The following is a 22,834-nucleotide window of genomic DNA, read 5'->3' as shown; positions in this document are numbered from 1 at the left end:
TAAGAAAGAAGAGTAATGCCCGTACGCCTCAGAAAACTGATCGGCACCATCCTCCTGATCATCCTTGTCATCGTCTATGCGTTGGCAGCGGTCACCTTCGCCTCGCTCCTGCTCGGTGCTTCACCCTGGTGGGTTCACCTTCTCTATTTCTTCTTCACCGGCCTTCTATGGATCCTTCCTGCGATGCTGATCATCAAGTGGATGGAGAAACCGATCGACAATCGCTGATCGCCGGAGCGCCGCAATGAAAATCGCCGTCATTTCCGATATCCACGGCAACGACCTCGCGCTCAAGGCGGTACTCGCCGATATCGACGCGCTGGGGATCGACGCGGTCGTCAATCTCGGCGACCATTTCAGCGGGCCGCTTCGCGCGGCACAAACGGCAAATATCCTGATCGACCGCAACATCCCGGCGATCCGCGGCAATCACGACCGCTATCTTCTCACCGGCGATCCTGCCGAGATGGGCCCCTCGGATCGTGTCGCCTATGACGAGCTCGAGAAACGCCACTTCGACTGGCTGGCGGAGCTGCCGGAAACTTTTGTCTATCGCAACGCGCTCTTCCTGTGCCACGGCACGCCCGCCAGCGACGAGACCTATTGGATGGAGGCCCTGACCGCCGACGGCGTGGTGCATATGGCGGGGCGGAAAGCGATCGAGAGCTTCGCGGAGGGGATCGACTATCCCGTGATCCTCTGCGGCCATACCCATATCGCACGCGCCGTGCGGCTTGCGGACGGCCGCCTTCTCGTCAATCCAGGCAGCGTCGGCTGCCCCGGATATGACGATGATCAGCCCGTCGCCCACAAGGTCGAAACCGGCTCGCCGGATGCGCGCTACGCCATTGTCGAGCATGCCGCCGGCGGCTGGAGCGTGACCTTCCGTTGCGTCGGCTACGATCACATGGCGATGTCGCGGCTCGCCGCCGATCGCAACCGCCCCGAATGGGCAAGGGCGCTCGCAACCGGCTTTCTCGATTGACGGCTATTCCGCCGCCTCAAGTGCATCGAGATCGGCACCGGTGATCGCCGCGATGTTGCGGGTCACCTTGTCGACTGGCCAATCCCACCAGGCGATCGCCTGCAGTCTCTCGGGCGAAAACCGCGACTAACGCGCGCCGAGGGTGACTTTTCCAACCCGCAGCTTCACGCTTCGCTAACCGTGTTTCCACCCTCGGTTCAAGATTAATCGGATATAGCGACATTTGGGCTTCAAATGGCGGCATGCCGCAGACGGAGCAAATCACGATGGCCAACACCGATTTAGCCCTTGCGCCTTTGAGCGATGGCGGGCTGCATGTGACCCAGCCCGCCGAACGGTGTGGCGGCGAGCGGATCACGGTCTCGGCTCACTTCGATATGGCCGCGCTCGAACCAGAATGGCGCACACTTGAAGAGAACAATGCGAATTCCCTGCACCAGAGCTACGACTGGTGCGCGGCGTGGGAGAAAACGCACGGCAGCCAACCTCTGATCGTTCGCGGCTCGCTTGGCGGGCGACTGCTCTTCATCCTACCCTTCGAGATCGAACGCGGGCGCGTTTTTCGTACGGCCCGCCTCGTCGGCTCGGAGCATAGCAACCTCAACACCGGCCTATTTGCCAGTGAAATCGACAAAGTGCCTCCGGCCGAGTTGCTCACCGCGCTCACCCGCGGCATCCGCTGCGAGCTCCGCCGGTTCGCGGACGTCATAGTGCTCGAAAGGACGCCGGCGGCGTGGCGGGGCGCACCGCACCCCTTCGCCTCGCTGCCGGCGATCCGGAACCCGAACGCCTCGTTCCAGCTACCGCTCCTCGGAGGTATCGAGCTCACGCTTGCCCAGATCAATGCCAAGCGGCGGCGGAAGAAGATGCGCATATCCGAAAGACGCCTCGCCGATTTGGGCGGGTACGACTATGTGATCGCCCGTAAGGGGCCTGAGGCGCATGCATTGCTCGAGGCATTCTTTCACCAGAAAGCGGCACGCTTCGAAGCGCTCGGGCTGCCGGACGCATTTCGCCACGCCGAGACACGCGCCTTCTTCCACGCGCTGATCGATGGGCGCGCATCCGAGCCGGACAATGGCGCGTTTCTGGAGCTCAATGCGGTAAGACTCAAGGGACAGCACGAGGGCCGGGTCGTCGCAATTGCCGGCTTTTCGCGCAAGGGCGACCATGTCATCTGCCAGTTCGGTTCGATCGACGAGTTCGCCGCCGACAGCAGCCCCGGCGAGCTGCTGTTCTATCGGATGATCGAGCGCCTTTCAGCGGAAGGCGTGACCCTCTTCGACTTCGGGATCGGCGACCAGCCCTACAAGCGATCCTGGTGCACGATCGAGACGCCATTGCGCGACATCATCCTGCCGCTGACGCTTCGCGGCTATCTCGCCGCCGCCGTCCAACGGACAGCCGCCGAAGTGAAGCGTGCCATCAAGGGCAACAAGGCGCTTTATGCTTTCATTCAGCGGCGGCGACGGCAGATGATGGAATCGACCGGCGGACTGAGCGACGATTGAGTGGCCCGCAAGACGGTATCAGGCCGCGCGGCTGTCGGGCAACTCGGGGCCGCTTCGGCCCTCCCCTTTCATCAACACGATATCGCGGTAGCCGGCCTCTCCGAAACTCGTCAGCACCTCGACGACACGTTCATCGCTGACCGACGGCGCCGATAGAATAATCTCGGTTGCCTCGCGCCGGGCGACCTTCGCTACCGCGCCCGCATCGGCGGGGCCGCATTCGATCAGCACCAAATCATAGGCATTGGTGAGAGCATCGATGATCATCTGCAGTCGGTCGATGCCGCGCATGGCGGCGTGCGGATCGGCATCGCCGTGCGGTATGACATGCGCCTCGGAGAACTTGTCCGCATGGATCGATTCGGAGAAGGCGACTTCGCCCGAAAGCAGGTTCGTAATTCCCGCAAAGCTCGCCGACTGCGCCATGAGCCGGCTAGGGCAAGCCGAACCCGAGAGATCGATCAGCACGACCTTTTCTCCCTCTTCGGCCAAGAGGCGCGCAAGCATCACGGTAGCGGTCGATCCTTCGTCACCACCGGGCGAGACGGAAACGGCGACACGCACGTTCTTCGCGCGGAGATGATCGGCAACCGACGCGACCGAGAAGTCGTGCTCTGCCGCGGTGCTATCCACGCGCTCCGGTTCCTGCTCCACCGGCTCTCCCGGAGAGAGGACCGGCGTGGAAACGTCCTCGGCGGTGTTAGAGATAGCAAGCGCTTGCATAGGTCGGGCGACCGGGAGCGCTTCCGGGAGCGAAGCCGGCCTCAGGGCCCGGCCGCTGAAAAGCTCGCCAAGCATGATGACGACGCAACTCACAAGCAAACTCGCAAAGCCGGCGACAATGGTGATTGGCAGTACTTTCGGGAAGCTCTGGCTGGTCGGAACGACGGCACGCGAAATCACCCGCGCATCGGCCGGCGTCGCATTGGCGACCGTGCGCGATGTCGCCTCACGGTAACGGGCGAGATAGGTTTCCAGAAGCTGCCGCTGCGCCGCTGCCTCGCGCTCCAGCGCGCGCAGGCCCACTTCTTCCTCGCCTGCCTGAGCCGATTGAGCCTTGAGGGTGTTCAACTGCTGAACCAATTGCTGTTCGCGCAATTGCCCGACCTTCGCCTCGTTTTCGAGACTGGCGAGAATCTTTCGCGTCTCCGCCCGGATCTGCTCTTCGACGCCCTCGAGCTGTGACTTGAGCCCTTTCAGCCTGGGATGGCCATCGAGCAGCGTCGTCGACAGGTCGGCGATCTGCCCCTTGACGTTCGCCTGGCTTTCCTTGAGGCGCTGGATCATCGGAGAACCGACGATGTCGGCGAGCGTATCGGCCGAGCGGCCGGCGGCAAGTGCTGCCCGCACACCCTCGGCGCGCGCCGCCGTATTCGCGCGCTCCGCGCGCACCCGCGCGAGCTCCGTCGAGATGTCGCCAAGCTGGCGCGTGGTGAAATTTTGCGTCTCACTCGTCGGAAGCAGACCGGACTCGGCCCGGTAGGCCGCGACCTTCGCCTCCGCCTCGCGCACTTTCTCACGCAGATTGGCGATCTCCGGCTCCAGCCAACGGCTCGCTTCGGAGTTGGAGTCGAGCTTGGCGCCGCTCTGCAGCGAGAGATAGACGTTCGCCATCTCGTTCGGGATCTCCGCAGCGAGCTTCGGATCCTTCGACGTGAAGGCGATCGCGATCACGCGCGATTTTTCGACCTGGTAGACCTGAAGCTTCGCATTGAACTCTTTCAGTATCCGCTCTTCCGGCGGCAATTCGAGAGGGTTCTTCTTGAGACCCAGCATCACGAGAAGGTCGGAGACCGCCGAGGGATGGGCGGAAGGATCGAACTCCTCGAGTTCGTGAAGCTTCATGTTGCGAGCGACCTGTTTGATCAGGTCGGCCGAACGCAGCACCTGTACCTGGCTCAGGATGCCCGACTCGTCGAATATCCTGTCGGAGCCCGTCTGCGACACCTGGTTCGGACCGCTGAATTCGGGCTCGCGCGATTCGATCAGCACACGGGTCTCGCCCTCATAATCCGGAGCGATCATCTTCGCCGCGGCAAAGGCAATTGCCGCTGCACCAACCGTAGCGAGCAGAACCCGGAGGCGCCGCTGCCAGATGGCGCGGAAGAGCCCGCCGAGATCGATATCCACATCCTGCTGCCCGCCGATGCCCGACATGCCCCACTCCAGCTTATTCATTCGGCCGGAAGGTAAACGAACATGGTAACGCAACGGTTAATTTCGGCCGCAACCCTAAGATGATTTTCGGCAACGCAGAAGCTCGAAATTCCGGCAGCGAGTTTACCGGCTATTAACCCTAACGGATCGATAACGTTGGCGAGAGGTGATCATTTCCGGAGCCCGAGACCCGCATGTCGACCGCAGCCACCAGGAGAACACGCGCTTTCGCCGTGGCTTTATTGCCGGCGCTCGTCGGCGGCTGCACCAATTACCAGCCCGCGCCCAAGGCATTCAGCCAGGCGACAATCCAACCCTATCGGCTGGACAGCGGCGATCGCCTGCGCGTCAACGTCTTTGAGCAGCCGAGTCTCAGCGGAACTTACACGGTCGACCAGGCGGGTTATGTCGCCTTCCCGCTGATCGGAGCCGTGCCGTCGCGTGGTCATACATTGCCGGAACTCGAAGGCATGATCGCGTCGAAGTTGCGCCAAGGCTTCCTCAAGGACCCCGACGTGACCATCGAAGTCGACCGCTACCGCTCCGTGTTCATCATGGGCGAGGTGGGCCAGGCCGGTCAGTACGCCTACGTTCCGGGCATGACCATCCAGAACGCGATCGCGGTCGCCGGCGGTTTTACACCGCGGGCCTACCAGCAGACCGCCGATGTCACCCGCAAGGTCAACGGCCGCATCATCACCGGACGCGTGCCAATCACCGACCCGGTGCTGGCGGGCGACACGATCTATGTTCGCGAACGGCTGTTCTGATCTCCATGGCGAGCGAACGTTCCCTGCGCATCCTCCATTGCTTCAGATCGCCCGTCGGAGGCATCTTCCGCCATGTGCGCGATCTTGCCGAGGCTCATGCGCAAGCCGGACACCAAGTCGGCATCCTCTGCGACAGCATCACCGGTGGCGCCTACGAGGATTCGCTTTTCGATGAGGTGCGTCCGCATCTGGCGCTCGGCGTCCTTCGCGTGCCGATCCACCGCGGCATCGGCCCATCGGACATCGGCGCGCTGTGGCGCAGCTACACGGAAATCAGAAATTTGCAACCGGATGTACTGCACGGGCACGGCGCCAAGGGTGGCGCGCTTGCACGCATCATCGGTTCAGCCCTGCGGGTCAACAAGTATCGCGTAGCCCGCCTCTATTCGCCCCATGGGGGCAGCCTGCACTTCCCGCGGAAGTCCCTCGCCGGCGCGTTCATCTTCCGTCTGGAGCGGCTGCAGGAGCGTCTTACCGATGCGCTCGTCTTCGTCTGCGACTTCGAACGCCAGACCTATTTCGCCAAGGTCGGCCGACCGCCGGGCCGGAACGAGCTGATCTATAACGGCATCGATGATGGCGAGTTCGAGCCGACCGCGACGAGATCCGATGCCGTCGATCTCCTCTATATCGGCATGATGCGGGACCTCAAGGGTCCCGATCTCTTCATAGAGGGCTTTGCCGCGGCCGAGCGCATCGCCGGGCGCCGCCTTTCGGCGCTGATGATCGGAGACGGCCCCCAGCAGCGGCAATACGAAGAAATGATCCTGCGGATGGGTCTCGGCGACCGTATCAGAATGTTCCCCGCGATGAAGGCACGCGAGGCTTTCGCACTCGCCCGACTGGTCGTCATTCCGTCTCGCGCGGAGTCGATGCCCTACATCCTTCTGGAAGCGCTCGCCGCCGGCAAGCCGGTGATCGCGACCCGGGTCGGCGGTATGCCGGAAGTGCTCGGCGCGGACAACGAAGCGTTGGTCGAGCCGGGCAACGCAGGGGCAATTGCCGCGGCCATGGCGGCCGCGATCGTCGACGAGGAGTGGACCGTCCGCACGAAGCAGGACGCAGAGCGGTTCAAATCGCGCTTCGCCGCTTCCGTCATGAGCAAACACGTGATGCAGCTCTACCGCGAACTGACCGAGGAATCTCTCGTGCCTGCGGCGCGGCTTCGCACAACGTAAGCGTTTCTTAGTGGCTTTCTGCTATCCGGACGAAGGGGACTTCAGCGCCGGAAAGAAACCATGAACCAGTTTGACAGGCCAGAGACCTTCGATCCCGAAGCGCTTCGCAAGAAGGCCTCGGAGATCCGGATGGGCGCGCGTGAGGAGAAGAAGGGCAAGAAGGATATTGCGGAGCTCAATCCGCTCGCGAAGCAGATCGCGCTCCAGTTTCGCGCCGACACCTATTCGCCGGCGATGGTCACCGGCCTCATCCGCTTGCTCGACTTCTGCGCCCTTTTTGCCATCGGCTACGGTATCAACGCGCAATATGTCGAGCCGACGTTTGCGCAACTGCCCGTCTATCTCGCCATCCTCGCCGGCGGCTCGGCACTCGCCGTCGCCGCCATGCAGATCGCCGATGCCTACCAGGTGCCAGCCCTGCGCGCCTGGCTCAGGATGACCCCGCGCATCCTCGCCGCCTGGGTGGCGGCCTTCGGCGCGATCGCGCTTGCGCTGTTTTTTTTAAAGTCCGGCCACCTTTATTCGCGCCTCTGGATCGGCACATGGTTCATTGTCGGCGCCTTATTCCTCGTCGCCGAGCGCGCCTTCATCGCCTATTCGATCCGCCATTGGTCACGAAACGGCACGATGGAACGCCGTGCCGTCGTCGTCGGCGGCGGCCAACCGGCGAAGGACCTCATCCGCGCCATCGAGCACCAACCGGACAACGATATCCGCATCTGCGGCATCTTCGACGATCGCGACGAGCGCCGATCGCCGAACGTGATTGCCGGCTACCCGAAGCTTGGGACTGTCGACGAACTGATCGAGTTCGCACGGCTCGCCAGGATCGACATGCTGATCATCTCGCTGCCGTTGACAGCGGAGAAGCGTATCCTCGAGCTCTTGCGAAAGCTTTGGATACTGCCCCTCGATATCCGGCTCGCGGCGCATGCCAACAATCTGCGGTTCCGCCCGCGCAGCTACTCACATGTCGGGCAGGTGCCGATGCTCGACATTTTCGACAAGCCGATTGCCGACTGGGATTCGGTGGCGAAACGTTGCTTCGACATCTTCTTCAGCCTCGCGGCGCTTGCCCTGCTCTGGCCGGTGATGCTTGTCGCGGCGATCGCCGTGAAGGCGACCTCGCCCGGTCCGATCATCTTCAAGCAGCTCCGCCACGGTTTCAACAACGAGACCATCGAGGTCTACAAATTCCGCTCAATGTATACGCATATGAGCGACCCGACCGCCCGCAATGCGGTCACCAAAAATGACCCCCGGGTGACGCCCGTCGGCCGTTTCCTGCGTAAGTCCTCGGTTGACGAGTTGCCGCAGCTCTTCAACGTGCTGAAGGGCGAGCTCTCGCTCGTCGGGCCGCGCCCCCATGCGGTGCTCGCCCAGACGCAGAATCGGACCTATTCCGATGTCGTCGAGGGCTATTTCGCCCGCCACCGCGTCAAGCCTGGCGTGACGGGCTGGGCCCAGATCAATGGCTGGCGCGGAGAGATCGACAATGATGAGAAGATCCGCTTCCGCACCGCGTTCGACCTACACTACATCGAGAACTGGTCCCTGCTCTTCGATCTGAAGATCCTGTTCCTGACACCGTTCCGGCTGCTCAACACGGAAAACGCCTATTGATCGCCGCGACCGCATCGAGGCCCGTCGTCCTTCGGCCGCAGCTCGCCGCGATTTCGATCGTCGGCTCGGGCCTGGTTGCGTTCGCCGTTTTTCTGTCGGGCTTCGTTATTGCGGAACCCGCGCCCTACGAGGTCTTCATGACCGGCCTCATCGGTCTCTGGGCCGTCTTCGGCCTCAGGATTTCCCGTGCGGTCGCCCCCCTGCTCGCCCTCCTCATATTGTTCATGGTCGGCGGCACCCTTTCTCTAACGGTGATGAGCGACCTCGGCACAGGGCCGATGTACATGGCCGTCTCGGGCTTTCTCTGCCTCTCGGCCGTCTTTTTCGCAGCCATCATAGAAGATCGCCACCAGCGCCTGCCGCTCATCTTCAACGCTTGGCTGGCTGCGGCGATCATCACCGCCCTTCTTGGCATACTCGGCTATTTCGGCGCGATACCCGGTGCGAGCAACTTCACCCTCTATGACCGCGCCAAAGGGGCCTTCCAGGACCCGAACGTTTTCGGGCCCTTCCTGGCGGCCCCGGCGCTCTACCTCATACACGGCCTGCTGACCCAGCCGGTCGGCCGGGCGCCGTTAAAGATCGCCGGGCTGCTCGTGCTTGCGCTTGGCGTGTTCCTCTCCTTCTCCCGTGCCGCCTGGGCGCTCAACCTTTTCTGCATCGTCGCCTTCGTCTTCGTCATGCTGCTCAAGGAGCGAAACGGCCTCTTCCGCTTGCGGATCCTTGTGCTGGCGCTCTGTGGCACACTGTTTATCGTCGGAGCGCTCCTGGTCGCCCTGCAATCCGAGCGGGTCGCCGCCCTCTTTTCGAGCCGCTCTCAGCTTGTGCAGGACTACGACGGCGGGCATCTCGGCCGGTTCGACCGGCACCGGATCGGCTTTCTGATGTCGATGGAAAAACCGCTCGGCATCGGCCCGATGGTGTTCAGCACCATGTTTCCCGAAGACGAGCACAATGTGCTTCTGAAGAGCCTGACATCCTACGGCTGGCTCGGCTTCGTTTCCTATGTCACGCTCGTCCTGTGGACGCTCTCGCTCGGTTTCCGCTTCCTTCTGCTCAACAGGCCGTGGCAACCCTATCTGATGATCGCCTGGGTCACGCTGATCGGCCATGTGGGCATCGGCAATGTCATCGACACTGATCACTGGCGCCATTTCTACATGCTTGTCGGCATCGTCTGGGGATGCGCCGCGCTCGAATACCGCAGCCGACGTCGCGCCCGGGCCGGAAAGCCCGCCGGACAATGAGCCATTCCGCAAGCGGCAACTCGCCGGCCGCTCCGCTGCGCCTTCTCGAAATCCTGGAGCCGAGCGGCGGCGGGTCCGGGCGTCACTTCCTCGACCTTTGCCGCGGCATGCATGCACGCGGCCATGACGTCGAGGCAATCTACTCCCCAGTCCGGGCGGAGGAAGGTTTCGTCCGTGAGCTCAAGGCGCTCGGCCTTGCCGCTGTCCACGCCGTCGACATGCGGCGCGCGCCCGGCCCCTCCGACCTGCCATCTTTCCGCGCCATAAGCCGGATCATCCGCGGCGCCGGGCCGTTCGACGTCATCCATGGCCACAGTTCCAAGGCCGGGGCACTGACGCGCCTCCGCCTGCCGGGGCCGCACGTGCCGCGCGTCTACACACCGCACGCCTTCAGGACGATGGACCCGACGCTCGGGCGTGGCGGCCGGCTGATCTATGGTGGGATCGAATCGCTTCTCGCCTGGTTCTTCACCGACCAACTCGTCACCGTCTCCGAGGACGAGTTCGCCCATGCGCTCTCGCTCGGCCTGCCGCAGGAACGCATGTCGGTGATCGTCAACGGCGTTGAGGCCCCCTCCCCCGAAATGGCGCAGACGGTGCGCGCGAGCTTCGGCATCCCGTCTGACGCTTTCGTCTTCGGTTTCATCGGGCGCCTTACCGCGCAAAAAGCGCCTGAGCGCCTGCTCGCCGCTTTTAAGAGCATGGCGTCGTCGGTCGGGAACAGCCATCTGGTGATGGTCGGATCGGGCGAACTGGAGGAAGAGCTTCGCCAAGCGATCGCCGCAAGCGGATTGCAGAACCGCATTCATCTCACTGCCGCCTTCACCGGGCCACAAGCCGTTTGCTCGTTCGACCTCCTCGTCATGCCGAGCCGCTACGAGGCGATGTCCTATGTGATGCTGGAAGCCGCTGCTGCCGGCCGACCAATCATCATCTCCGAGGTCGGGGGCGCGAAAACCGCAGTCGAGCACGGAGAGAATGGCTTCATCATCCCCAATAGCGACGATATTTCGCCGCTTGCCAAAGCCATGATCGCCGCGGCAGATCCGGGTACCTATCCGCGACTTGCCAAGGCGGCGGATGCCTGCCGGGATCGCTTCACGCTCAAGCGGATGCTCGACCAGACGGAAGAAGTCTACCAAAGGCTGGCGGCAAGGCGGCGACGATAAGCGAGAAAGCAACGCCGGCCGAATATCCCAGCACCGGAGCCTAAATTGCGCAGTGAGCAGGGAATTCTTCAAGTCTCAATCGTCGATCGCTGGCTCATTGAGTGTCGCAATGGGAGAGATAAAGCAAGCGGGCCGCCTCTCAGGAGACCGCCCGTGTTCGCGAACTCGGCATCTCTGCCGATACTCCATCGCCCTCCGGATTCGGTCCCGACTACTGTCAGCGTGAGTTCGCCGAGTATCTCTCACCGGAGAGCGGAAAGCCTGGGAGCCGGCCTGGAAATAGCTCGCGCGAAAAAATCCCGAACCCCTAAACAGCAACAGAGCTGCAGATGGATTGGCCAGATCCGCTGCAGCTCCGATCGCGACGTATCCATCATATAGCTCGGGCTTTCGACCCTGTTCCATCCAAGGGAACCGCTTCGAACGTCGCGTACTTTTATGGAGTTAGTGTCGGCGCGCGCGATATCAAGCGCGTCGTCCTCCCTGAGCAGCTTTTTCTAGAGCCAGTATCGTGGATCGCTAAAATGCCTAGTTCCGATGTAATCCTCCGCGCGGCTGGGGCAAAATGCCTTTCCTCACGTCGGAGGGAATGGCCTGAGGCAGGCGCCTGCCTGCCAAAGGAGAAAATCCAATGAAGAAACTTTCAACCCTTATCGCTGCGTCGCTGCTTGGACTCGCAGCCTCGACCGTCATGCCGCTAATCTCGGCCTCAAGCGACGCCTATGCAGACAACGGTATCGTTCTCATACCGGGTGAACACACAGGCTCGTCTGGCTCCAGTGGCGATACCGGCGTACCGAGCTCCAACCCCGATACCGGTACGCCGAGCTCCGATCCTGACACGGGTACGCCGAGTTCCAACCCGGATACCGGCGCAACAAGTGCCAATCCCGATACCGGCACTTCGGGTTCCGGCGGGGAGTAACGCGACGAGCGCTAACCGCCGCACTTTATGGAAGCCGATTTGAAGATTAGCCAACATTTCAAAACGCGGCAGCGACCTTGGCGCATCTGAAAGGATGCACGGCGCTGTGAGCGAAACCGTAAAGGAGGTCCTTCTACAAGGAGGACCTCCATGCATGAGCACGGACGCAATATTGCTCTCGTTCACTCTGCCCTTTGCGGCAGCACGAACCTGCTACTGCATGTTTCCTTAAATCGTACCCGATTTAAGGACAAAAACATGCAGCAATTCAAAGAGCTACAGCGTCCTTTGTGCGTCTGAAAAGACGCACGGCGCTGTAGCGGTGACAGCGCTCATTGAAGTCTTCTGACTGATTTTGGAGTGTCGGGTTACGTCGTATGGGCTAATGGCCGTGGGCGGCGGCCGGCGTTAAGCTGACGTCAGCCGTCTCGTACGGGGAGGAGGCGGTTAGAGGCCTGGCGCTAACGGCGACTGGCCTCGCCCGGGCTGGCGGTCAAGAATGCCGCCCCAGAAACGGCGACTGGGAACATGGGCGACCGCGATAAGAAAAGCACCGGCAACACAAAACCGGCTTCGGACCTCTTAGACATTGCTGCGCAGCTCGCCGCACTCGCCGAGGAAATCACGGCCTTGGCGAAAAGGCCTCTTGAGCAGCCCTCCACATCGTCTGACACGAACGATGAGACCGAAGCAAGCTCCGAATAACGGTATCGTCCTCGCGTTGCCACCCTCACACATAGCTACGTTAATCCCGTGATCCCCGCCGATCTCGGGTTTGTGTCTCGCTGATGGCCTAAGCAGGATCGCCGCGCCCGAGGCACCGTGTGCTCCATCTGATTCTTTCTTGCCTGAGGGAAAAGGTCTGCCCTGCGGGCAACAAGGGAACCCCGCCGAAGCGGGGTTAAATTCCATTATGACAAACTGGAGCCATTAGTCCCAGGTCTGTCGATTGTACCAGTCGTCGAGATCGCGTCGTGCGCGGTCCTTCTCGATCCCATACCGCTCCTGGATCTTGCCTTCGAGCTGGTCTCGGTTGCCCGCGATCCGATCGAGATCATCGTCGGTAAGTTTGCCCCATTGCTCCTTGATCTTTCCCTTTACCTGTTTCCAGTTCCCTTCGACTCGGTTCCAATCCATCGCATTTCCTCCTGAGTTCAGACACTCTGTATGTTGAAAACTCGCGACGGCGGATTAGGTTCGATTTTCTCGTAAGCTCGCGCACCGATTGCGTTTTTTCGGCTCATGCGACGCATTCTCGGAACTTTTCCTTCAAGACATGGGTTTTTTGCAGATGCTACCCTTCAACCGGGTTCGAGCGGTCCGATATGGATGTGCAGAAGGCAGGAATGGCCCGGCTGCTTCTGGCGGCGCCCGATCTACGTGATACCACGTGGATGATCAACGACCTCGCCTTCCTGAAGCTTTGCGAGTTCTATGAACATGCCTGTTTGCGACGGGATGTTCTTCGATGCTCGACTCAGAGGGACGATGCGGACTTGCTCAAGGCCGAGGAGGAGTGCAAGAGCTTGGAGGCTGCTGCCATCGCTTACATTCGCGAGCGCCAGAAATTCTCCGGCATCATTTAATTCAAGCAGCCAATCGGGGCAGCTACGTTGCGACTAAGAGCGCCGCGATAAGAGCAAATGCGGCAACAGCCGCCGACCACTCGATCAGCTTGGCACGCTCGTCAGGACGCATAACAGACCCTCCATCACCAACGCCGCATCGCGAAAAGAAACGTTCGACGGGCGCGAATGTTCACGGCCTCGCTGGCCAACATCGGAGATGTGGCGTGATGCCGTTCGAAGGGTGAATCCGCGACCTTGCTGCATGTTTTTGTCCTTAAATCGTACCCGATTTAAGGACAAAAACATGCAGCAATTCAAAGTGCTACAGCGTCCTTTGTGCGTCTGAAAAGACGCTCGGCGCTGTAGTTCTGGACCTTTTCGGAATGGGCGCAAAGCAGCGTTCTGGGCGCTTTTAGTTCCGCTTTATCGGGAGCCGCGCAATGCCCAACGCGTTCGATTCGCAGGTATATTCAACGGGAAAATGGTCGGAGCGACTGGACTTGAACCAGTGACCCTTGACCCCCGCCAGCGGAAAGTCCCGGCGACGCGTTGTCACCAACGTCAACATATCAAGGTCATAGGTCCAGACGCATTGCCGAACAGACTTCAATCCCTCGCGATTGCCATACGCGCATCGCGCCTTAAGTTGCCATCCGAGGGTGAAAGCTTCGCCAATTGTCTCGACCATGACAGTGAGATAGTATAAGAACAAACAGCGAACATTGGCAGACGAGCGGCAGCTTCACAGATTGCGGGATTCATCCACCGTCGGGCGCTGTAGGTGGGAGTGGCGCCAGCGCCGCGGTGTGACTCGCAGCATCAACCATGATAGAGTTCTGCCCCTTCTGGGGTCATCGCCGTGGGCAGCTTCCTGAGACACCTCGCCCTGTTTTATTTGGTCGAGCCGCTTCGCAAGCTCCTTCGACCTCGCTTGTGGCCGTTCATCGCCCTGTTGCTGCTGCTTCCAGTCATCGGACGCCTCCTCGCCGGGGTTGCAGTCCTGGCGCCGGTCGAAAAAGCAAACCAAGCGGTCATTCAGGCTCTAAGTTCACTCGATCCGTTCTTCGTTGAGCGTGCGTTCTCCGAGAGCATGCGCCTTTGCCGCTATGACGCCCAGCAGGGGACGGTCTGCTCGAACGGGCCAGTATATATGTGCAGCGTGTATTTCACCTTCACAGAATGGACCGATTGTAAATGGGAGGAGGATCCCGAGTTTAGGTCGCCGCCCGAAGTGGAGGAGCCAAAAGGGTGGCTAGAGCAGGGCTGGGGTTTTCTGGCGCGGTGTGGAACGGCCATCATGAGGACGCTCTATATGGTCTGGGAGCAGGGATGGACCGCCCGTCTTGTTCTGGGCCTGACAGTAGCACTCACTACCTTGTTAGTGGTCCCGATCGTTATCCGGAGCGGACTGGTGCTCGCCTATTGGCTGGTGTTTATACCAATTATTGCGGGGGTCCTTGCATGGGCGCTTAAATATTCTTTGCTGCTGTTGACGCTCACCTTCGATCTGGTGCTCGGACTGGTGGTTTGGCTGACGAGCATCGTCATAGGCGTGTGGAAGCTCATCGGAATTATTAACAAGGCCGAGGAGTTGCAGACCGTGGGAGACCAGATCGCCTCTTCTTCTTCCGCCCCGAGCAAAGGCACCCAGCCCACGGACCCGTCATGAACTGCTCTCCTCCGTCATGGTGATTCGGTAAGTGACAGCGGCGATCGAGACAAGATTGTTCTCTGAAGGCGAAGCTATCGAGGCTCGGGTTCTATTGAAACTGTCGATAGACGTTAGGACGTGCAAAAGTCCCGCTGCTTTGGCGGTTCGCGACAAGATCGCCATTCTGACACCCACAGGCGCATGCTGGCTCCAGGAGCCGCGAAAACTGTGACCACGCGAGCCAGAGCATCGGCTTACGCGCAATCGAATGTCCCATCGCAGATTTGGAGGAGATGATCATGAGCAACGGATTATTTCTCGCAGCGATGCTCGCCGGAACCGTGTCGGCCCCGGCGCTCGGCGTCGCCGGCTTGGCGGACATTCATCAAGACGATGCAGGATCGATCATCCTCGCACAGGGGGTCGGTACGCCAGTTGGACCCGATCTCCGTGGCCCGCGCGACCGAGAGCCGGGCGGCGAAGGCAACGGTCGCCCTGACACCGGCAACGGTAATGGCGATGAAGGCCGAGGCCCCGCTGACACTGTGCACCCTGATTTCCCACGCGGCAGAGGGGACCAGGGCAAAGGCGAAGGCGCTCACCTAGAGCAGCCGGCCATCATTCTGGCACAGTCAATGGACGTGCCGAACGGCAGCGGCAAGGCCCCCCTGACAAGGGAAAGAAACGCGGCGCCGGCTCCGGCGACTGAAGCTTACGCCAGGAAGCAGAATGAGATTGCCGTCTCGCTGACTGGCCTCAATCCGCTGCAGTATCTCTCGCATAACGCGGGTGTCGGCTAAAAGGCTGCTGAGAGAACTCTCAACCGCCCGCATTGAGGCGGCGGCTTCGGCCGCCGGCTTCTCGATCGCGGACATCTGGAGCTCGTGCTTGTCGAACCGCGGAGGAACTCAGCGGCGGTAAGCCCCTTGCGAACCAAGGAAATCCTTGATCGGTCAGAAATCAGGCATGTGGGAATACGTCCGGCTGACAAGATAGTCGACGAAAAGCAAAGCGAGAAGTCCCAAGTGCAGATTTAATGACCATGACGGCATGTTTGCGGGTGCGATCAGTCCAAACAAGCCCGAACTTGCAATTGGGAAGAGCATCGCGATATACGCTATGTTAACCAGCAACCACCACGGCTTTTGGCTACCTGTTTCCTTTAGCTTATCTGGTTCCTTTGGCTTATCTGGTTCCTTAACGCAAATTACCCATCCGGTAAGCAATATGACCCCGGTAATAAAGACGGCCGTTGACGGCTGGGCTTCAAACGACAAAACGGCGGCGATTACAAACACGAATGACGATAGAACAAAGAACAAAAAATCAACCAAACTTCGCACGCCACGTTCCCCGGCTTTGAAATAAGCATTGTCGTCGAGGGTTATTTTGATCCTGAACAGAAATTGAAATAATATCCAAATCAACGTATCTATGTTTACCCACAACCACCCGAACGTAAGGGCCTTCAAACCTCTCGTCGATTGGGAAATAGCCAACTCAAATCCAAGTATTACCGCCAATCCCATGCTCAAATTGGCGCGTTGATAAAAATTCATCGAGCCAGCCATAGCCCCCTCCAATCCCTTCGCGGAACAATATCTCACAAAACCTTCCAGTGAAAAAGTTTAACCAGCTTTGTCCTACAAAAGCGCCTGTGCCTCGCTTTCGGGGGCGCCTTTTCTTTCATTCCAGCACTGCCCCATGCAAAGGCGGCCGGATGGTCAAGACGGCGATCACGAGCACCGTGCGCGATATCCTACTGCCGCTGCGCGGTCATCATCCGGAATTCGTCTTCACGTACCAGGCAGCAAGGAACCGAACGGGGAAAGCGTCATACAAGGGAGATGGGGAAGGTAGGAAGAAGGGCGACCGGTACCCGATCACCTATAGCGGCCTCAAGACGCAGTGGAAGCGTATCAGGGCAAAGGCCGAGGTCGAGGATTTTCGGTTCCACGACTTCCGCCATGATCTGGCAACCAAGCTCTTGCGCAAGACTGGAAGGCATTGAGCCACGCCGATATCAAGACAACGACACGCTATGCCCACGTCCTCGACGAGGAAGTGGCGGAAGCGCTCGAATCGCTTTCCCGCGCGAAACGCGCACAAAGGAAGAACAAATGACGGGGATCGTTCGGGACTTTTTCGGGACTATTCACTCCCGAACAGTGAATCTGAGCGCGTTTCGTTCCCACTTATCCGAGAGGGCTAACGAAAGCGCCTCTTGTATCGCATTGAAACTAAAGCGGAAAATGGTCGGAGCGGCGGGATTCGAACCCACGACCCCTTGACCCCCAGTCAAGTGCGCTACCGGGCTGCGCTACGCTCCGACCCGCTTCGTTACAAGCCCGCTCTCATTAGTCGGAACACACGACCGGCGCAAGGGGAAAATAGACTTTTACCGGTCCTTCCGCCGCCGCGAGCGGTGCCGTCGGCCGCGCTGCGAGTGGCGACAGAACAGTTTTGTGATTTGGACCGGAGCCTCGCGGCGGGTACACTGCGCCTGCAACCACAGGAGCAGCCCGATGAAGAGCATCCTCGTACTTGCAGCCGCCCTCGCACTCTCGACGACGACAGCGTTTGCCGCTTGTCTTGGGCATTCGGATACCACGGCATCGACAGACGCGGTCGACAAGCAGATGACGACGGCGAGCGTGACGAAGACCGAGCAGTCGACCTCGACTGACGCGCTCCTCCTGCAGCAAAAGCTGCCGCAAGAAGAGCAATCTGCTCAAGAAGCGGAAGAATAGCTCGGAGGCGCCGGGTTCGGGCCTCGTTGCTGCGCATCCGAGGCCCGCTTCCCGTAACCCGTAACCCACCGCGAATTGCCGCATGTTTCTGCCCCGTAATCGGCTAAGGAAACATGCCATAGGACATCAAATTACCGCACCTGGTCGAGCAAGCGCTTGCATTCGAGAAGATCGTAAAGCGCTTCTTGCAGAAGCGCCCGGTCCTCCTTGCTGACGGAGGTCTTGCCGATCGATATCTCCGCTTCATCGCTACTGCCGCCGAAGGAGAAGAAGCGGCGGCTGGCCGGAGCTTTGGCACGGCCAACGATCTGGTCCTCGTCCGTGATCCCAGCCTTGGGCGGAGCGGGCTCCTCGTTGCTTGAAGCGGCAAGCGCCTCGACCGTGGCGAGATCGCCGCTCGCGATCGCGGCGACGAACTTGTTGCCGTTGGCTTTCAAAAGCTTCTGCACGCCCTTGATCGTATAACCATGATCGTAAAGGAGATGGCGAATACCCTTAAGCAGGTCGACATCCTCGGGGCGGTAATAGCGCCGCCCGCCACCCCGCTTCATCGGCTTGATCTGCTGGAACCGCGTCTCCCAGAAACGGAGCACGTGCTGGGGCAAATCGAGCTCGTCTGCGACCTCGCTGATGGTGCGGAAGGCATCCGGGCTTTTTTCCATCTCATCCCCTTCCATTGACTTACGGCACCGCACCGCGCGAACCGATCATCGCACGATGATTACATGAGTCACGCCTATTTCAATGGCTTATGGAAGGGTTTTCAACCACATTTGTGGTCGCCGACGGCAGTTCAGGAGGCCGAACCGGACTGCTTCTGCTTGGCCTTGCGGCTCAAATGCGCCTTCAGCACCCGCTGCTTCAGCACATTCGAAGCCTTGAAGGTCATCACCCGGCGCGGGGAAATCGGCACTTCCTCGCCGGTTTTCGGATTGCGTCCGATACGCTCGTTCTTGTCGCGCACCTGGAACGTTGCGAAAGAAGACAGTTTCACGCTCTCGCCACGCACGATTGCGTTGCAAATCTCGTCGATAACGGTCTCCACAAGCTCTGCAGACTCCGTCCGAGATAGCCCCACCTTTCGAAAGACCGACTCAGCCAAGTCTGCTCGCGTTACTGTTTTTCCGCTCATCTTCCCCCACCGATGTCTGGCATGCCGATCAGCGATTGAAGACTATTGCCCTTGTCTGTGGCGGTCAAGCGCCTGCCTGGGTTCATTATTTTCTTTACCAGCGGACGAGAACGGAGCCCCAGGTGAAGCCGCCGCCCATGGCTTCGAGCATCACGAGATCGCCCTTCTTGATGCGCCCGTCGGAGGCTGCGGTGTCGAGCGCGAGCGGGATCGAGGCGGCGGACGTATTGCCATGCAGGTCGACCGTCACCACAACCTTTTCGAGCGGAATACCGAGTTTCTTCGCCGAGCCGTCGATAATGCGGCGGTTGGCCTGGTGCGGAACCAGCCAGTCGACGTCCTCCGCCGTCGTGCCGGTCGCCTCGAAAGCCGCCTCGATCACGTCGGTGATCATGCCGACGGCGTGCTTGAAGACCTCCCGCCCCTCCATCCGCAGATGGCCTACAGTGCCGGTCGTCGAAGGGCCGCCGTCGACATAGAGCTTGTCGCCATGAATGCCGTCGGAGCGCAACTGCGCCGTCAGCACGCCGCGGTCGGCATTGGTGCCCTCGCCTTCCTGCGCTTCCAGGATGATCGCGCCGGCGCCGTCACCGAAAAGCACGCAGGTCGTACGGTCCGACCAGTCGAGAATGCGCGAGAAGGTTTCGGCTCCGATCACCAACGCCCGTTTTGCGAGGCCGCCGCGAATGTAGGCGTCCGCCGTCGCGACCGCATAGACGAAGCCGGAGCAGACCGCCTGCATGTCGAAGGCCGCTCCATGGCGCATGCCGAGGCGGTTCTGGATGTTGACCGCGGTTGCCGGAAAGGTGTTATCCGGGGTCGAGGTCGCCAGGATGATCAAGTCGAGGTCATCCGCCGTCAGGTCGGCGCTCCGGAGCGCTGCACGCGCAGCCGCCTCGCCGAGCGACGCGGTCGTTTCGCCCTCGCCTGCGATATAGCGCTGGCGAATGCCGGTCCGCTGCACGATCCATTCGTCAGACGTGTCGACCCTGGATTCCATTTCCTTATTGGTCATCACCCGCTTGGGCAGCGCTGCACCGAAGCCGCGAACGACAGAACGGATCATCTACTCAAACCTCTTCATTCATGCTCGCGGAAGGGCTTCGGACGGCTCGGCGCCGTGATATCGTGCCAGATCGGCCTCGATCTTCGCCTTCAGGCCGTTCTTCACCATGTCATAGCCAACATCGATCGCCGCGGCGAAACCTTCGGCGTCCGTGCCTCCATGGCTCTTGATGACGATGCCGTTCAAGCCCAGGAAGACGCCGCCGTTGACCTTGCGGGGATCCATCTTCTCGCGCACTCGGTCGAAAGCAGCCTTGGCAAGGACATAGCCTATCTTGGCAAGTAGCGTGCGCGACATGGCGGCTCGTAGATACTCGGCGATCTGGCGAGCGGTGCCCTCGGCCGCCTTGAGCGCGATGTTGCCGGAAAAACCCTCGGTCACGACCACGTCCACCGTACCGCGGCCGATGTCGTCGCCTTCGACGAAGCCGTAGTAGTCGATCCCTTCGATGTTGGCCTCACGGATGAGCCGCCCGGCCTCCTTGACCTCTTCCTGGCCCTTGATCTCCTCCACGCCGACGTTCAGCAGACCTACCGAAGGACGCTCGACTTCGAACAGGGCGCGGGCCATGGCACCGCCCATCAGGGCGAAATCCATGAGTTGCTGCGCGTCAGCGCCGATCGTCGCGCCGACATCGAGCACGATGCTCTCGCCCTTGAGCGTCGGCCAGATGGCGGCGATCGCCGGGCGCTGTATGCCCTGCATGGTTCTGAGACAGAAGACCGACATCGCCATCAGGGCGCCGGTATTGCCTGCCGAGACGACGACATCTGCCGCGTTGGCATTGATCGCGTCGATCGCCTTCCACATGCTCGACTTGCCGCGTCCGCGCCTGAGTGCCTGGCTCGGCTTTTCGTCCATGCCGACGGCGATCTCGCAATCGTGGAAAGTGCTGCTCGCCTGGAGCTTCGGGTACTTGGCCAGTAATTCGGCGCATCGCGCTTCCTGACCGAACAGAACAAATTTTATGTCCGGATGACGTTCGAGCGCCCTCGCTGCGCCCGGGATGACGACCTCAGGACCATAGTCGCCCCCCATAACGTCAAGTGAAATTCTGACCACGCGTGTCTTATCCTTTTTTCCCGCCACGCAACGCGTCTCGCCGCTCAGTTTTCAGGCGGCGGCGATCCATGTTCCTTCTGACACTTGGGCCAGCATGCAACGTCCGGCACAACGGCCCCATCGGCTGGAGTCGGGCCAAAATACTGCTTTTCGCCTGCGTGACAACCGAATTGTAGGCCCGGCCTATGCCGTTTCAATCCTTTTTCAAGTCCTTCAGCACGGCAAACGGATTCGGACGTTTGTCGTCCGCCGCGGAGCTTTCGATGCGTTCGCCGAAAACGGCGCCTGGCTTACGCGGATAAGGGTCGATGGCGAGCGCCACGTGCTCGCTGACAACCACGCCTGCATCGATGGTATCACCCTCGAAAGTGTCGGGAATATCGGGACCTTCCGGATCGAGGATCATCTCGCCGCCGTCATTGTCCGCCTGACGGGCAAGCCGAGAGCCTTCCGGCACCAGGATCGCTTCGACCGGCTCGCGAATGTTCGCCTCTACCGGCTCCAAGGTCACGACACAGGTCTGCACGATGCGCGCATGCACCTCACCCTTGATCTTCACGCCGTCCTTCTTCCAGCGCGCGACCTGCAGGTCGGCTTCGAGCGAAAGGACGTCGTCGACTCTCCAAAGATCGGCAAGAGCGCGCCGCTCCGTCTCGCTCGCCGACAAATGGAGAGTGACGGGATTTGCCGAGATGTGCCCCACCCTCACCGGGTAGGAGAATGCCGGTTTGCTCTCGTGCTTCATGACAGGATCCTTCCTCGCGCCTGCAGCATCGCGGCCAGCCGGCGCGCTGCTCTGAGCGATGGATTATACGCCCCTATTACGCTCCGGCAGGCGGGATGCGCAACTGACCCGTTTCGACGATCTCCTCCGGAGCCTCCGACAGCACGGTTTCGGCCGCAAGCAGATAGGACGCCAGGCCTTGCATCGACGGCGGCTCGTCCGCTCCGGGGTGAAAATTGCGCCGCAAGGCAGCCGCAAGCGCGCCGCCGTCACGCCCCTCGAGCGCTGCCGCATAGGATTCGAGGCGGCCGTAGAACATGCCGGCGAACTTTTTCATCTTTTTTGGCACGCTCACGTCGCCGACGCCGAGTTCGCGGATGGAATGATCCACATCCTCGAAAAAGGCATCGACGATCTCCTGTGCGATCTCCTGGCCGGCCCGCGCGGAGGCGCGCGTGCGCCGGAAATAGAGGATCAGGATCGCCGACAACATCTCGAAGCGACCCATGACGGTATCCGGCACATCGAGATCGGTATAGAGAAACGGCTGGCGCGCCGCCGCGGTGAGCAGCGCATATTGGCGCTCCACAATCGCAATGTTGCCGCTTTTCTTCTTGAACAGTCCGAAAATCATCACAGGGCCAGCCGAGGCTTTTTCGAAATCATGGGCGCACGCCCATGACGTTGTTGCATGATAGCCGAAGCTGGTTTACCGAAGCATGCACGAATTGCAATGGCCGATCTGCCATCGTTACCCCAGGGGAGCAGTCCTTGACGAAGCGGTATATGACATCGAACCTGAAAGCTCTGAGCCGTGCCGTACTCGTGGCCTCCCTCTGCACTACCGCCCTTTCCGCCTGCACATCCGCCAATGTCGGCGAAGTCCTGCACCAGGGCTATGTCGTCGACAAGGAGACGCTCAATCTCGTCCCGGTCGGGTCGAGCCGCGAACAGGTGCTGCTCTCGCTCGGCACGCCTTCGACGACCGCGACCTTCGACAACGAGGTCTTCTACTACATCTCGCAGACGCGTAAGCGGCCGGTCGCCTTCATGAAGCCGAAGCTCATCGACCAGTCGATCCTCGCCGTCTATTTCGACCAGGAAGGCGTCGTCAGCCAGCTTGCGCACTACACGCTGAAGGATGGCAAGGTCTTCGATATGCTGTCGCGCACGACGCCGACGGGCGGCAAGGAAACGAGCTTCCTCGGCCAGCTCCTGAGCGGCCCCGGTGCCGGAAAGGGCGCGGCGCAAAACCTCTTCAAGAACTTCGGCAACTGACGAGGCGAAGCAAAACGGAAAGGCCCGCGAAGCCGACT

The 22,834-nt window shown here is 60.7% G+C and carries 25 protein-coding genes, 1 tRNA gene and 2 pseudogenes; 15 read left to right on the top strand and 13 right to left on the bottom strand.

The window, feature by feature from the left end:
* Nucleotides 1-15 precede the first annotated feature (15 nt).
* The gene (locus M728_RS04850; protein WP_034883122.1) at nucleotides 16-228 is read left to right on the top strand and encodes a DUF2842 domain-containing protein; all 213 of its coding nucleotides are present in this window, start codon (nucleotides 16-18) and stop codon (nucleotides 226-228) included.
* Between the two features lie 16 nt (nucleotides 229-244).
* Nucleotides 245-985: a metallophosphoesterase gene (locus M728_RS04845; protein ID WP_026619286.1), complete on the top strand. Its 741-nt coding sequence runs from the start codon at nucleotides 245-247 to the stop codon at nucleotides 983-985.
* 3 nt (nucleotides 986-988) lie between these two features.
* Here the strand turns inward: M728_RS04845 and M728_RS04840 are convergent.
* Nucleotides 989-1,096, bottom strand: a pseudogene (locus M728_RS04840) (chloramphenicol acetyltransferase); the annotation flags it as partial.
* 155 nt (nucleotides 1,097-1,251) lie between these two features.
* Between M728_RS04840 and M728_RS04835 the strand changes: the two are divergent.
* On the top strand, nucleotides 1,252-2,496 hold the full coding sequence (locus M728_RS04835) for a GNAT family N-acetyltransferase (RefSeq protein ID WP_026619285.1): 1,245 nt from the start codon (nucleotides 1,252-1,254) through the stop codon (nucleotides 2,494-2,496).
* 18 nt (nucleotides 2,497-2,514) lie between these two features.
* Here M728_RS04835 and M728_RS04830 read toward each other — a convergent pair whose 3' ends face one another.
* On the bottom strand, nucleotides 2,515-4,653 hold the full coding sequence (locus M728_RS04830; RefSeq protein ID WP_026619284.1) for an exopolysaccharide transport family protein: 2,139 nt from the start codon (nucleotides 4,651-4,653) through the stop codon (nucleotides 2,515-2,517).
* Nucleotides 4,654-4,847: 194 nt separating this feature from the next.
* Between M728_RS04830 and M728_RS04825 the strand changes: the two genes are divergently transcribed.
* From M728_RS04825 to M728_RS04795, 7 genes are all read left to right on the top strand, one after another.
* Nucleotides 4,848-5,423 carry a polysaccharide biosynthesis/export family protein gene (locus M728_RS04825; RefSeq protein ID WP_026619283.1) on the top strand — a complete coding sequence of 192 codons (576 nt, stop codon included), beginning with the start codon at nucleotides 4,848-4,850 and terminating at the stop codon, nucleotides 5,421-5,423.
* Between the two features lie 5 nt (nucleotides 5,424-5,428).
* Entirely contained in the window at nucleotides 5,429-6,601 is a 1,173-nt protein-coding gene (locus M728_RS04820; RefSeq protein ID WP_026619282.1) for a glycosyltransferase family 4 protein, read from the top strand.
* 60 nt (nucleotides 6,602-6,661) lie between these two features.
* Entirely contained in the window at nucleotides 6,662-8,224 is a 1,563-nt protein-coding gene (locus M728_RS04815; RefSeq protein WP_026619281.1) for an undecaprenyl-phosphate glucose phosphotransferase, read from the top strand.
* Nucleotides 8,221-9,471, top strand: a complete 1,251-nt coding sequence (locus tag M728_RS04810) for an O-antigen ligase (protein WP_026619280.1) — start codon at nucleotides 8,221-8,223, stop codon at nucleotides 9,469-9,471. Before M728_RS04815 ends, M728_RS04810 begins: the two co-directional genes overlap by 4 nt.
* Nucleotides 9,468-10,640, top strand: coding sequence for a glycosyltransferase family 4 protein (locus M728_RS04805; protein ID WP_034883118.1), 1,173 nt, complete (start codon nucleotides 9,468-9,470; stop codon nucleotides 10,638-10,640). The genes M728_RS04810 and M728_RS04805 overlap by 4 nt, the downstream gene beginning before the upstream one ends.
* Before the next feature lie 631 nt (nucleotides 10,641-11,271).
* Nucleotides 11,272-11,565, top strand: a complete 294-nt coding sequence (locus M728_RS04800) for a hypothetical protein (RefSeq protein ID WP_026619278.1) — start codon at nucleotides 11,272-11,274, stop codon at nucleotides 11,563-11,565.
* A 528-nt stretch (nucleotides 11,566-12,093) separates the two neighbouring features.
* Nucleotides 12,094-12,270, top strand: a complete 177-nt coding sequence (locus tag M728_RS04795; protein WP_198023368.1) for a hypothetical protein — start codon at nucleotides 12,094-12,096, stop codon at nucleotides 12,268-12,270.
* A 225-nt stretch (nucleotides 12,271-12,495) separates the two neighbouring features.
* Here M728_RS04795 and M728_RS04790 read toward each other — a convergent pair whose 3' ends face one another.
* On the bottom strand, nucleotides 12,496-12,702 hold the full coding sequence (locus M728_RS04790) for a CsbD family protein (protein ID WP_026612552.1): 207 nt from the start codon (nucleotides 12,700-12,702) through the stop codon (nucleotides 12,496-12,498).
* A 188-nt stretch (nucleotides 12,703-12,890) separates the two neighbouring features.
* Between M728_RS04790 and M728_RS04785 the strand changes: the two genes are divergently transcribed.
* Both M728_RS04785 and M728_RS04780 read left to right on the top strand, forming a co-directional pair.
* A complete protein-coding gene (locus tag M728_RS04785) occupies nucleotides 12,891-13,151 on the top strand; it encodes a hypothetical protein (RefSeq protein WP_026619277.1) in 261 nt (86 codons plus the stop codon).
* A gap of 841 nt (nucleotides 13,152-13,992) precedes the next feature.
* On the top strand, nucleotides 13,993-14,802 hold the full coding sequence (locus tag M728_RS04780) for a hypothetical protein (RefSeq protein WP_026619276.1): 810 nt from the start codon (nucleotides 13,993-13,995) through the stop codon (nucleotides 14,800-14,802).
* A 293-nt stretch (nucleotides 14,803-15,095) separates the two neighbouring features.
* Here the strand turns inward: M728_RS04780 and M728_RS04775 are convergent, their stop codons facing one another.
* The 3 genes and pseudogenes from M728_RS04775 to M728_RS04765 all read right to left on the bottom strand — a co-directional run bounded on the left by M728_RS04775 (nucleotide 15,096) and on the right by M728_RS04765 (nucleotide 16,355).
* Nucleotides 15,096-15,335: a hypothetical protein gene (locus M728_RS04775; RefSeq protein ID WP_084044308.1), complete on the bottom strand. Its 240-nt coding sequence runs from the start codon at nucleotides 15,333-15,335 to the stop codon at nucleotides 15,096-15,098.
* A gap of 81 nt (nucleotides 15,336-15,416) precedes the next feature.
* Nucleotides 15,417-15,712, bottom strand: a pseudogene (locus M728_RS04770) (hypothetical protein); the annotation flags it as partial.
* Nucleotides 15,713-15,737: 25 nt separating this feature from the next.
* Nucleotides 15,738-16,355 (bottom strand): hypothetical protein, encoded by a 618-nt coding sequence (locus tag M728_RS04765; RefSeq protein WP_026619274.1) that lies wholly within the window; start codon nucleotides 16,353-16,355, stop codon nucleotides 15,738-15,740.
* 149 nt (nucleotides 16,356-16,504) lie between these two features.
* On the opposite strand from M728_RS04765, the gene M728_RS04760 reads away from it, so the two are divergent.
* Nucleotides 16,505-16,795, top strand: coding sequence for a tyrosine-type recombinase/integrase (locus M728_RS04760; protein WP_026619273.1), 291 nt, complete (start codon nucleotides 16,505-16,507; stop codon nucleotides 16,793-16,795).
* A 242-nt stretch (nucleotides 16,796-17,037) separates the two neighbouring features.
* On the opposite strand, the gene M728_RS04755 is transcribed toward M728_RS04760, so the two are convergent.
* Nucleotides 17,038-17,114, bottom strand: a tRNA-Pro gene (locus M728_RS04755).
* A 195-nt stretch (nucleotides 17,115-17,309) separates the two neighbouring features.
* Here M728_RS04755 and M728_RS04750 point away from each other — a divergent pair.
* Nucleotides 17,310-17,534 (top strand): hypothetical protein, encoded by a 225-nt coding sequence (locus tag M728_RS04750; RefSeq protein WP_026612554.1) that lies wholly within the window; start codon nucleotides 17,310-17,312, stop codon nucleotides 17,532-17,534.
* A gap of 131 nt (nucleotides 17,535-17,665) precedes the next feature.
* Here M728_RS04750 and M728_RS04745 read toward each other — a convergent pair whose 3' ends face one another.
* From M728_RS04745 to M728_RS04720, 6 genes are all read right to left on the bottom strand, one after another.
* The gene (locus M728_RS04745; RefSeq protein ID WP_026619272.1) at nucleotides 17,666-18,196 is read right to left on the bottom strand and encodes a MerR family transcriptional regulator; all 531 of its coding nucleotides are present in this window, start codon (nucleotides 18,194-18,196) and stop codon (nucleotides 17,666-17,668) included.
* 131 nt (nucleotides 18,197-18,327) lie between these two features.
* The gene (locus M728_RS04740; RefSeq protein WP_026612556.1) at nucleotides 18,328-18,666 is read right to left on the bottom strand and encodes an integration host factor subunit alpha; all 339 of its coding nucleotides are present in this window, start codon (nucleotides 18,664-18,666) and stop codon (nucleotides 18,328-18,330) included.
* A gap of 94 nt (nucleotides 18,667-18,760) precedes the next feature.
* Entirely contained in the window at nucleotides 18,761-19,732 is a 972-nt protein-coding gene (locus M728_RS04735) for a beta-ketoacyl-ACP synthase III (RefSeq protein WP_026619271.1), read from the bottom strand.
* Between the two features lie 18 nt (nucleotides 19,733-19,750).
* Nucleotides 19,751-20,794 (bottom strand): phosphate acyltransferase PlsX, encoded by a 1,044-nt coding sequence (plsX, locus tag M728_RS04730; RefSeq protein ID WP_026619270.1) that lies wholly within the window; start codon nucleotides 20,792-20,794, stop codon nucleotides 19,751-19,753.
* A gap of 193 nt (nucleotides 20,795-20,987) precedes the next feature.
* Nucleotides 20,988-21,539 carry a DUF177 domain-containing protein gene (locus M728_RS04725; protein WP_026619269.1) on the bottom strand — a complete coding sequence of 184 codons (552 nt, stop codon included), beginning with the start codon at nucleotides 21,537-21,539 and terminating at the stop codon, nucleotides 20,988-20,990.
* Between the two features lie 76 nt (nucleotides 21,540-21,615).
* A complete protein-coding gene (locus M728_RS04720) occupies nucleotides 21,616-22,152 on the bottom strand; it encodes a ubiquinol-cytochrome C chaperone family protein (protein WP_026619268.1) in 537 nt (178 codons plus the stop codon).
* A 137-nt stretch (nucleotides 22,153-22,289) separates the two neighbouring features.
* Between M728_RS04720 and M728_RS04715 the strand changes: the two genes are divergently transcribed.
* Complete coding sequence (locus tag M728_RS04715) at nucleotides 22,290-22,796, top strand: outer membrane protein assembly factor BamE (RefSeq protein WP_026619267.1); 507 nt, start codon at nucleotides 22,290-22,292, stop codon at nucleotides 22,794-22,796.
* Nucleotides 22,797-22,834 lie beyond the last annotated feature (38 nt).

The sequence above is a fragment of the Ensifer sp. WSM1721 genome, assembly GCF_000513895.2.
In the GTDB taxonomy this organism is placed as follows: Bacteria; Pseudomonadota; Alphaproteobacteria; order Rhizobiales; family Rhizobiaceae; genus Sinorhizobium.
Note: the sequence above shows the minus strand (reverse complement) of the source record. Positions and strands in the feature narration are given on the sequence as shown.

Bases quoted from the DNA above. Each gene is read 5' to 3' on its own strand.
- M728_RS04790 (WP_026612552.1), bottom strand. From the start codon at position 12,702: ATGGATTGGAACCGAGTCGAAGGGAACTGGAAACAGGTAAAGGGAAAG.
- M728_RS04720 (WP_026619268.1), bottom strand. From the start codon at position 22,152: ATGATTTTCGGACTGTTCAAGAAGAAAAGCGGCAACATTGCGATTGTG.
- M728_RS04735 (WP_026619271.1), bottom strand. From the start codon at position 19,732: ATGATCCGTTCTGTCGTTCGCGGCTTCGGTGCAGCGCTGCCCAAGCGG.
- M728_RS04800 (WP_026619278.1), top strand. From the start codon at position 11,272: ATGAAGAAACTTTCAACCCTTATCGCTGCGTCGCTGCTTGGACTCGCA.
- M728_RS04805 (WP_034883118.1), top strand. From the start codon at position 9,468: ATGAGCCATTCCGCAAGCGGCAACTCGCCGGCCGCTCCGCTGCGCCTT.
- M728_RS04785 (WP_026619277.1), top strand. From the start codon at position 12,891: ATGGATGTGCAGAAGGCAGGAATGGCCCGGCTGCTTCTGGCGGCGCCC.
- M728_RS04845 (WP_026619286.1), top strand. From the start codon at position 245: ATGAAAATCGCCGTCATTTCCGATATCCACGGCAACGACCTCGCGCTC.
- M728_RS04850 (WP_034883122.1), top strand. From the start codon at position 16: ATGCCCGTACGCCTCAGAAAACTGATCGGCACCATCCTCCTGATCATC.
- M728_RS04750 (WP_026612554.1), top strand. From the start codon at position 17,310: ATGAAGAGCATCCTCGTACTTGCAGCCGCCCTCGCACTCTCGACGACG.
- M728_RS04765 (WP_026619274.1), bottom strand. From the start codon at position 16,355: ATGGCTGGCTCGATGAATTTTTATCAACGCGCCAATTTGAGCATGGGA.
- M728_RS04740 (WP_026612556.1), bottom strand. From the start codon at position 18,666: ATGAGCGGAAAAACAGTAACGCGAGCAGACTTGGCTGAGTCGGTCTTT.
- M728_RS04825 (WP_026619283.1), top strand. From the start codon at position 4,848: ATGTCGACCGCAGCCACCAGGAGAACACGCGCTTTCGCCGTGGCTTTA.
- M728_RS04815 (WP_026619281.1), top strand. From the start codon at position 6,662: ATGAACCAGTTTGACAGGCCAGAGACCTTCGATCCCGAAGCGCTTCGC.
- M728_RS04745 (WP_026619272.1), bottom strand. From the start codon at position 18,196: ATGGAAAAAAGCCCGGATGCCTTCCGCACCATCAGCGAGGTCGCAGAC.
- M728_RS04760 (WP_026619273.1), top strand. From the start codon at position 16,505: ATGGTCAAGACGGCGATCACGAGCACCGTGCGCGATATCCTACTGCCG.
- M728_RS04795 (WP_198023368.1), top strand. From the start codon at position 12,094: ATGGGCGACCGCGATAAGAAAAGCACCGGCAACACAAAACCGGCTTCG.
- M728_RS04725 (WP_026619269.1), bottom strand. From the start codon at position 21,539: ATGAAGCACGAGAGCAAACCGGCATTCTCCTACCCGGTGAGGGTGGGG.
- M728_RS04835 (WP_026619285.1), top strand. From the start codon at position 1,252: ATGGCCAACACCGATTTAGCCCTTGCGCCTTTGAGCGATGGCGGGCTG.
- M728_RS04820 (WP_026619282.1), top strand. From the start codon at position 5,429: ATGGCGAGCGAACGTTCCCTGCGCATCCTCCATTGCTTCAGATCGCCC.
- M728_RS04830 (WP_026619284.1), bottom strand. From the start codon at position 4,653: ATGTCGGGCATCGGCGGGCAGCAGGATGTGGATATCGATCTCGGCGGG.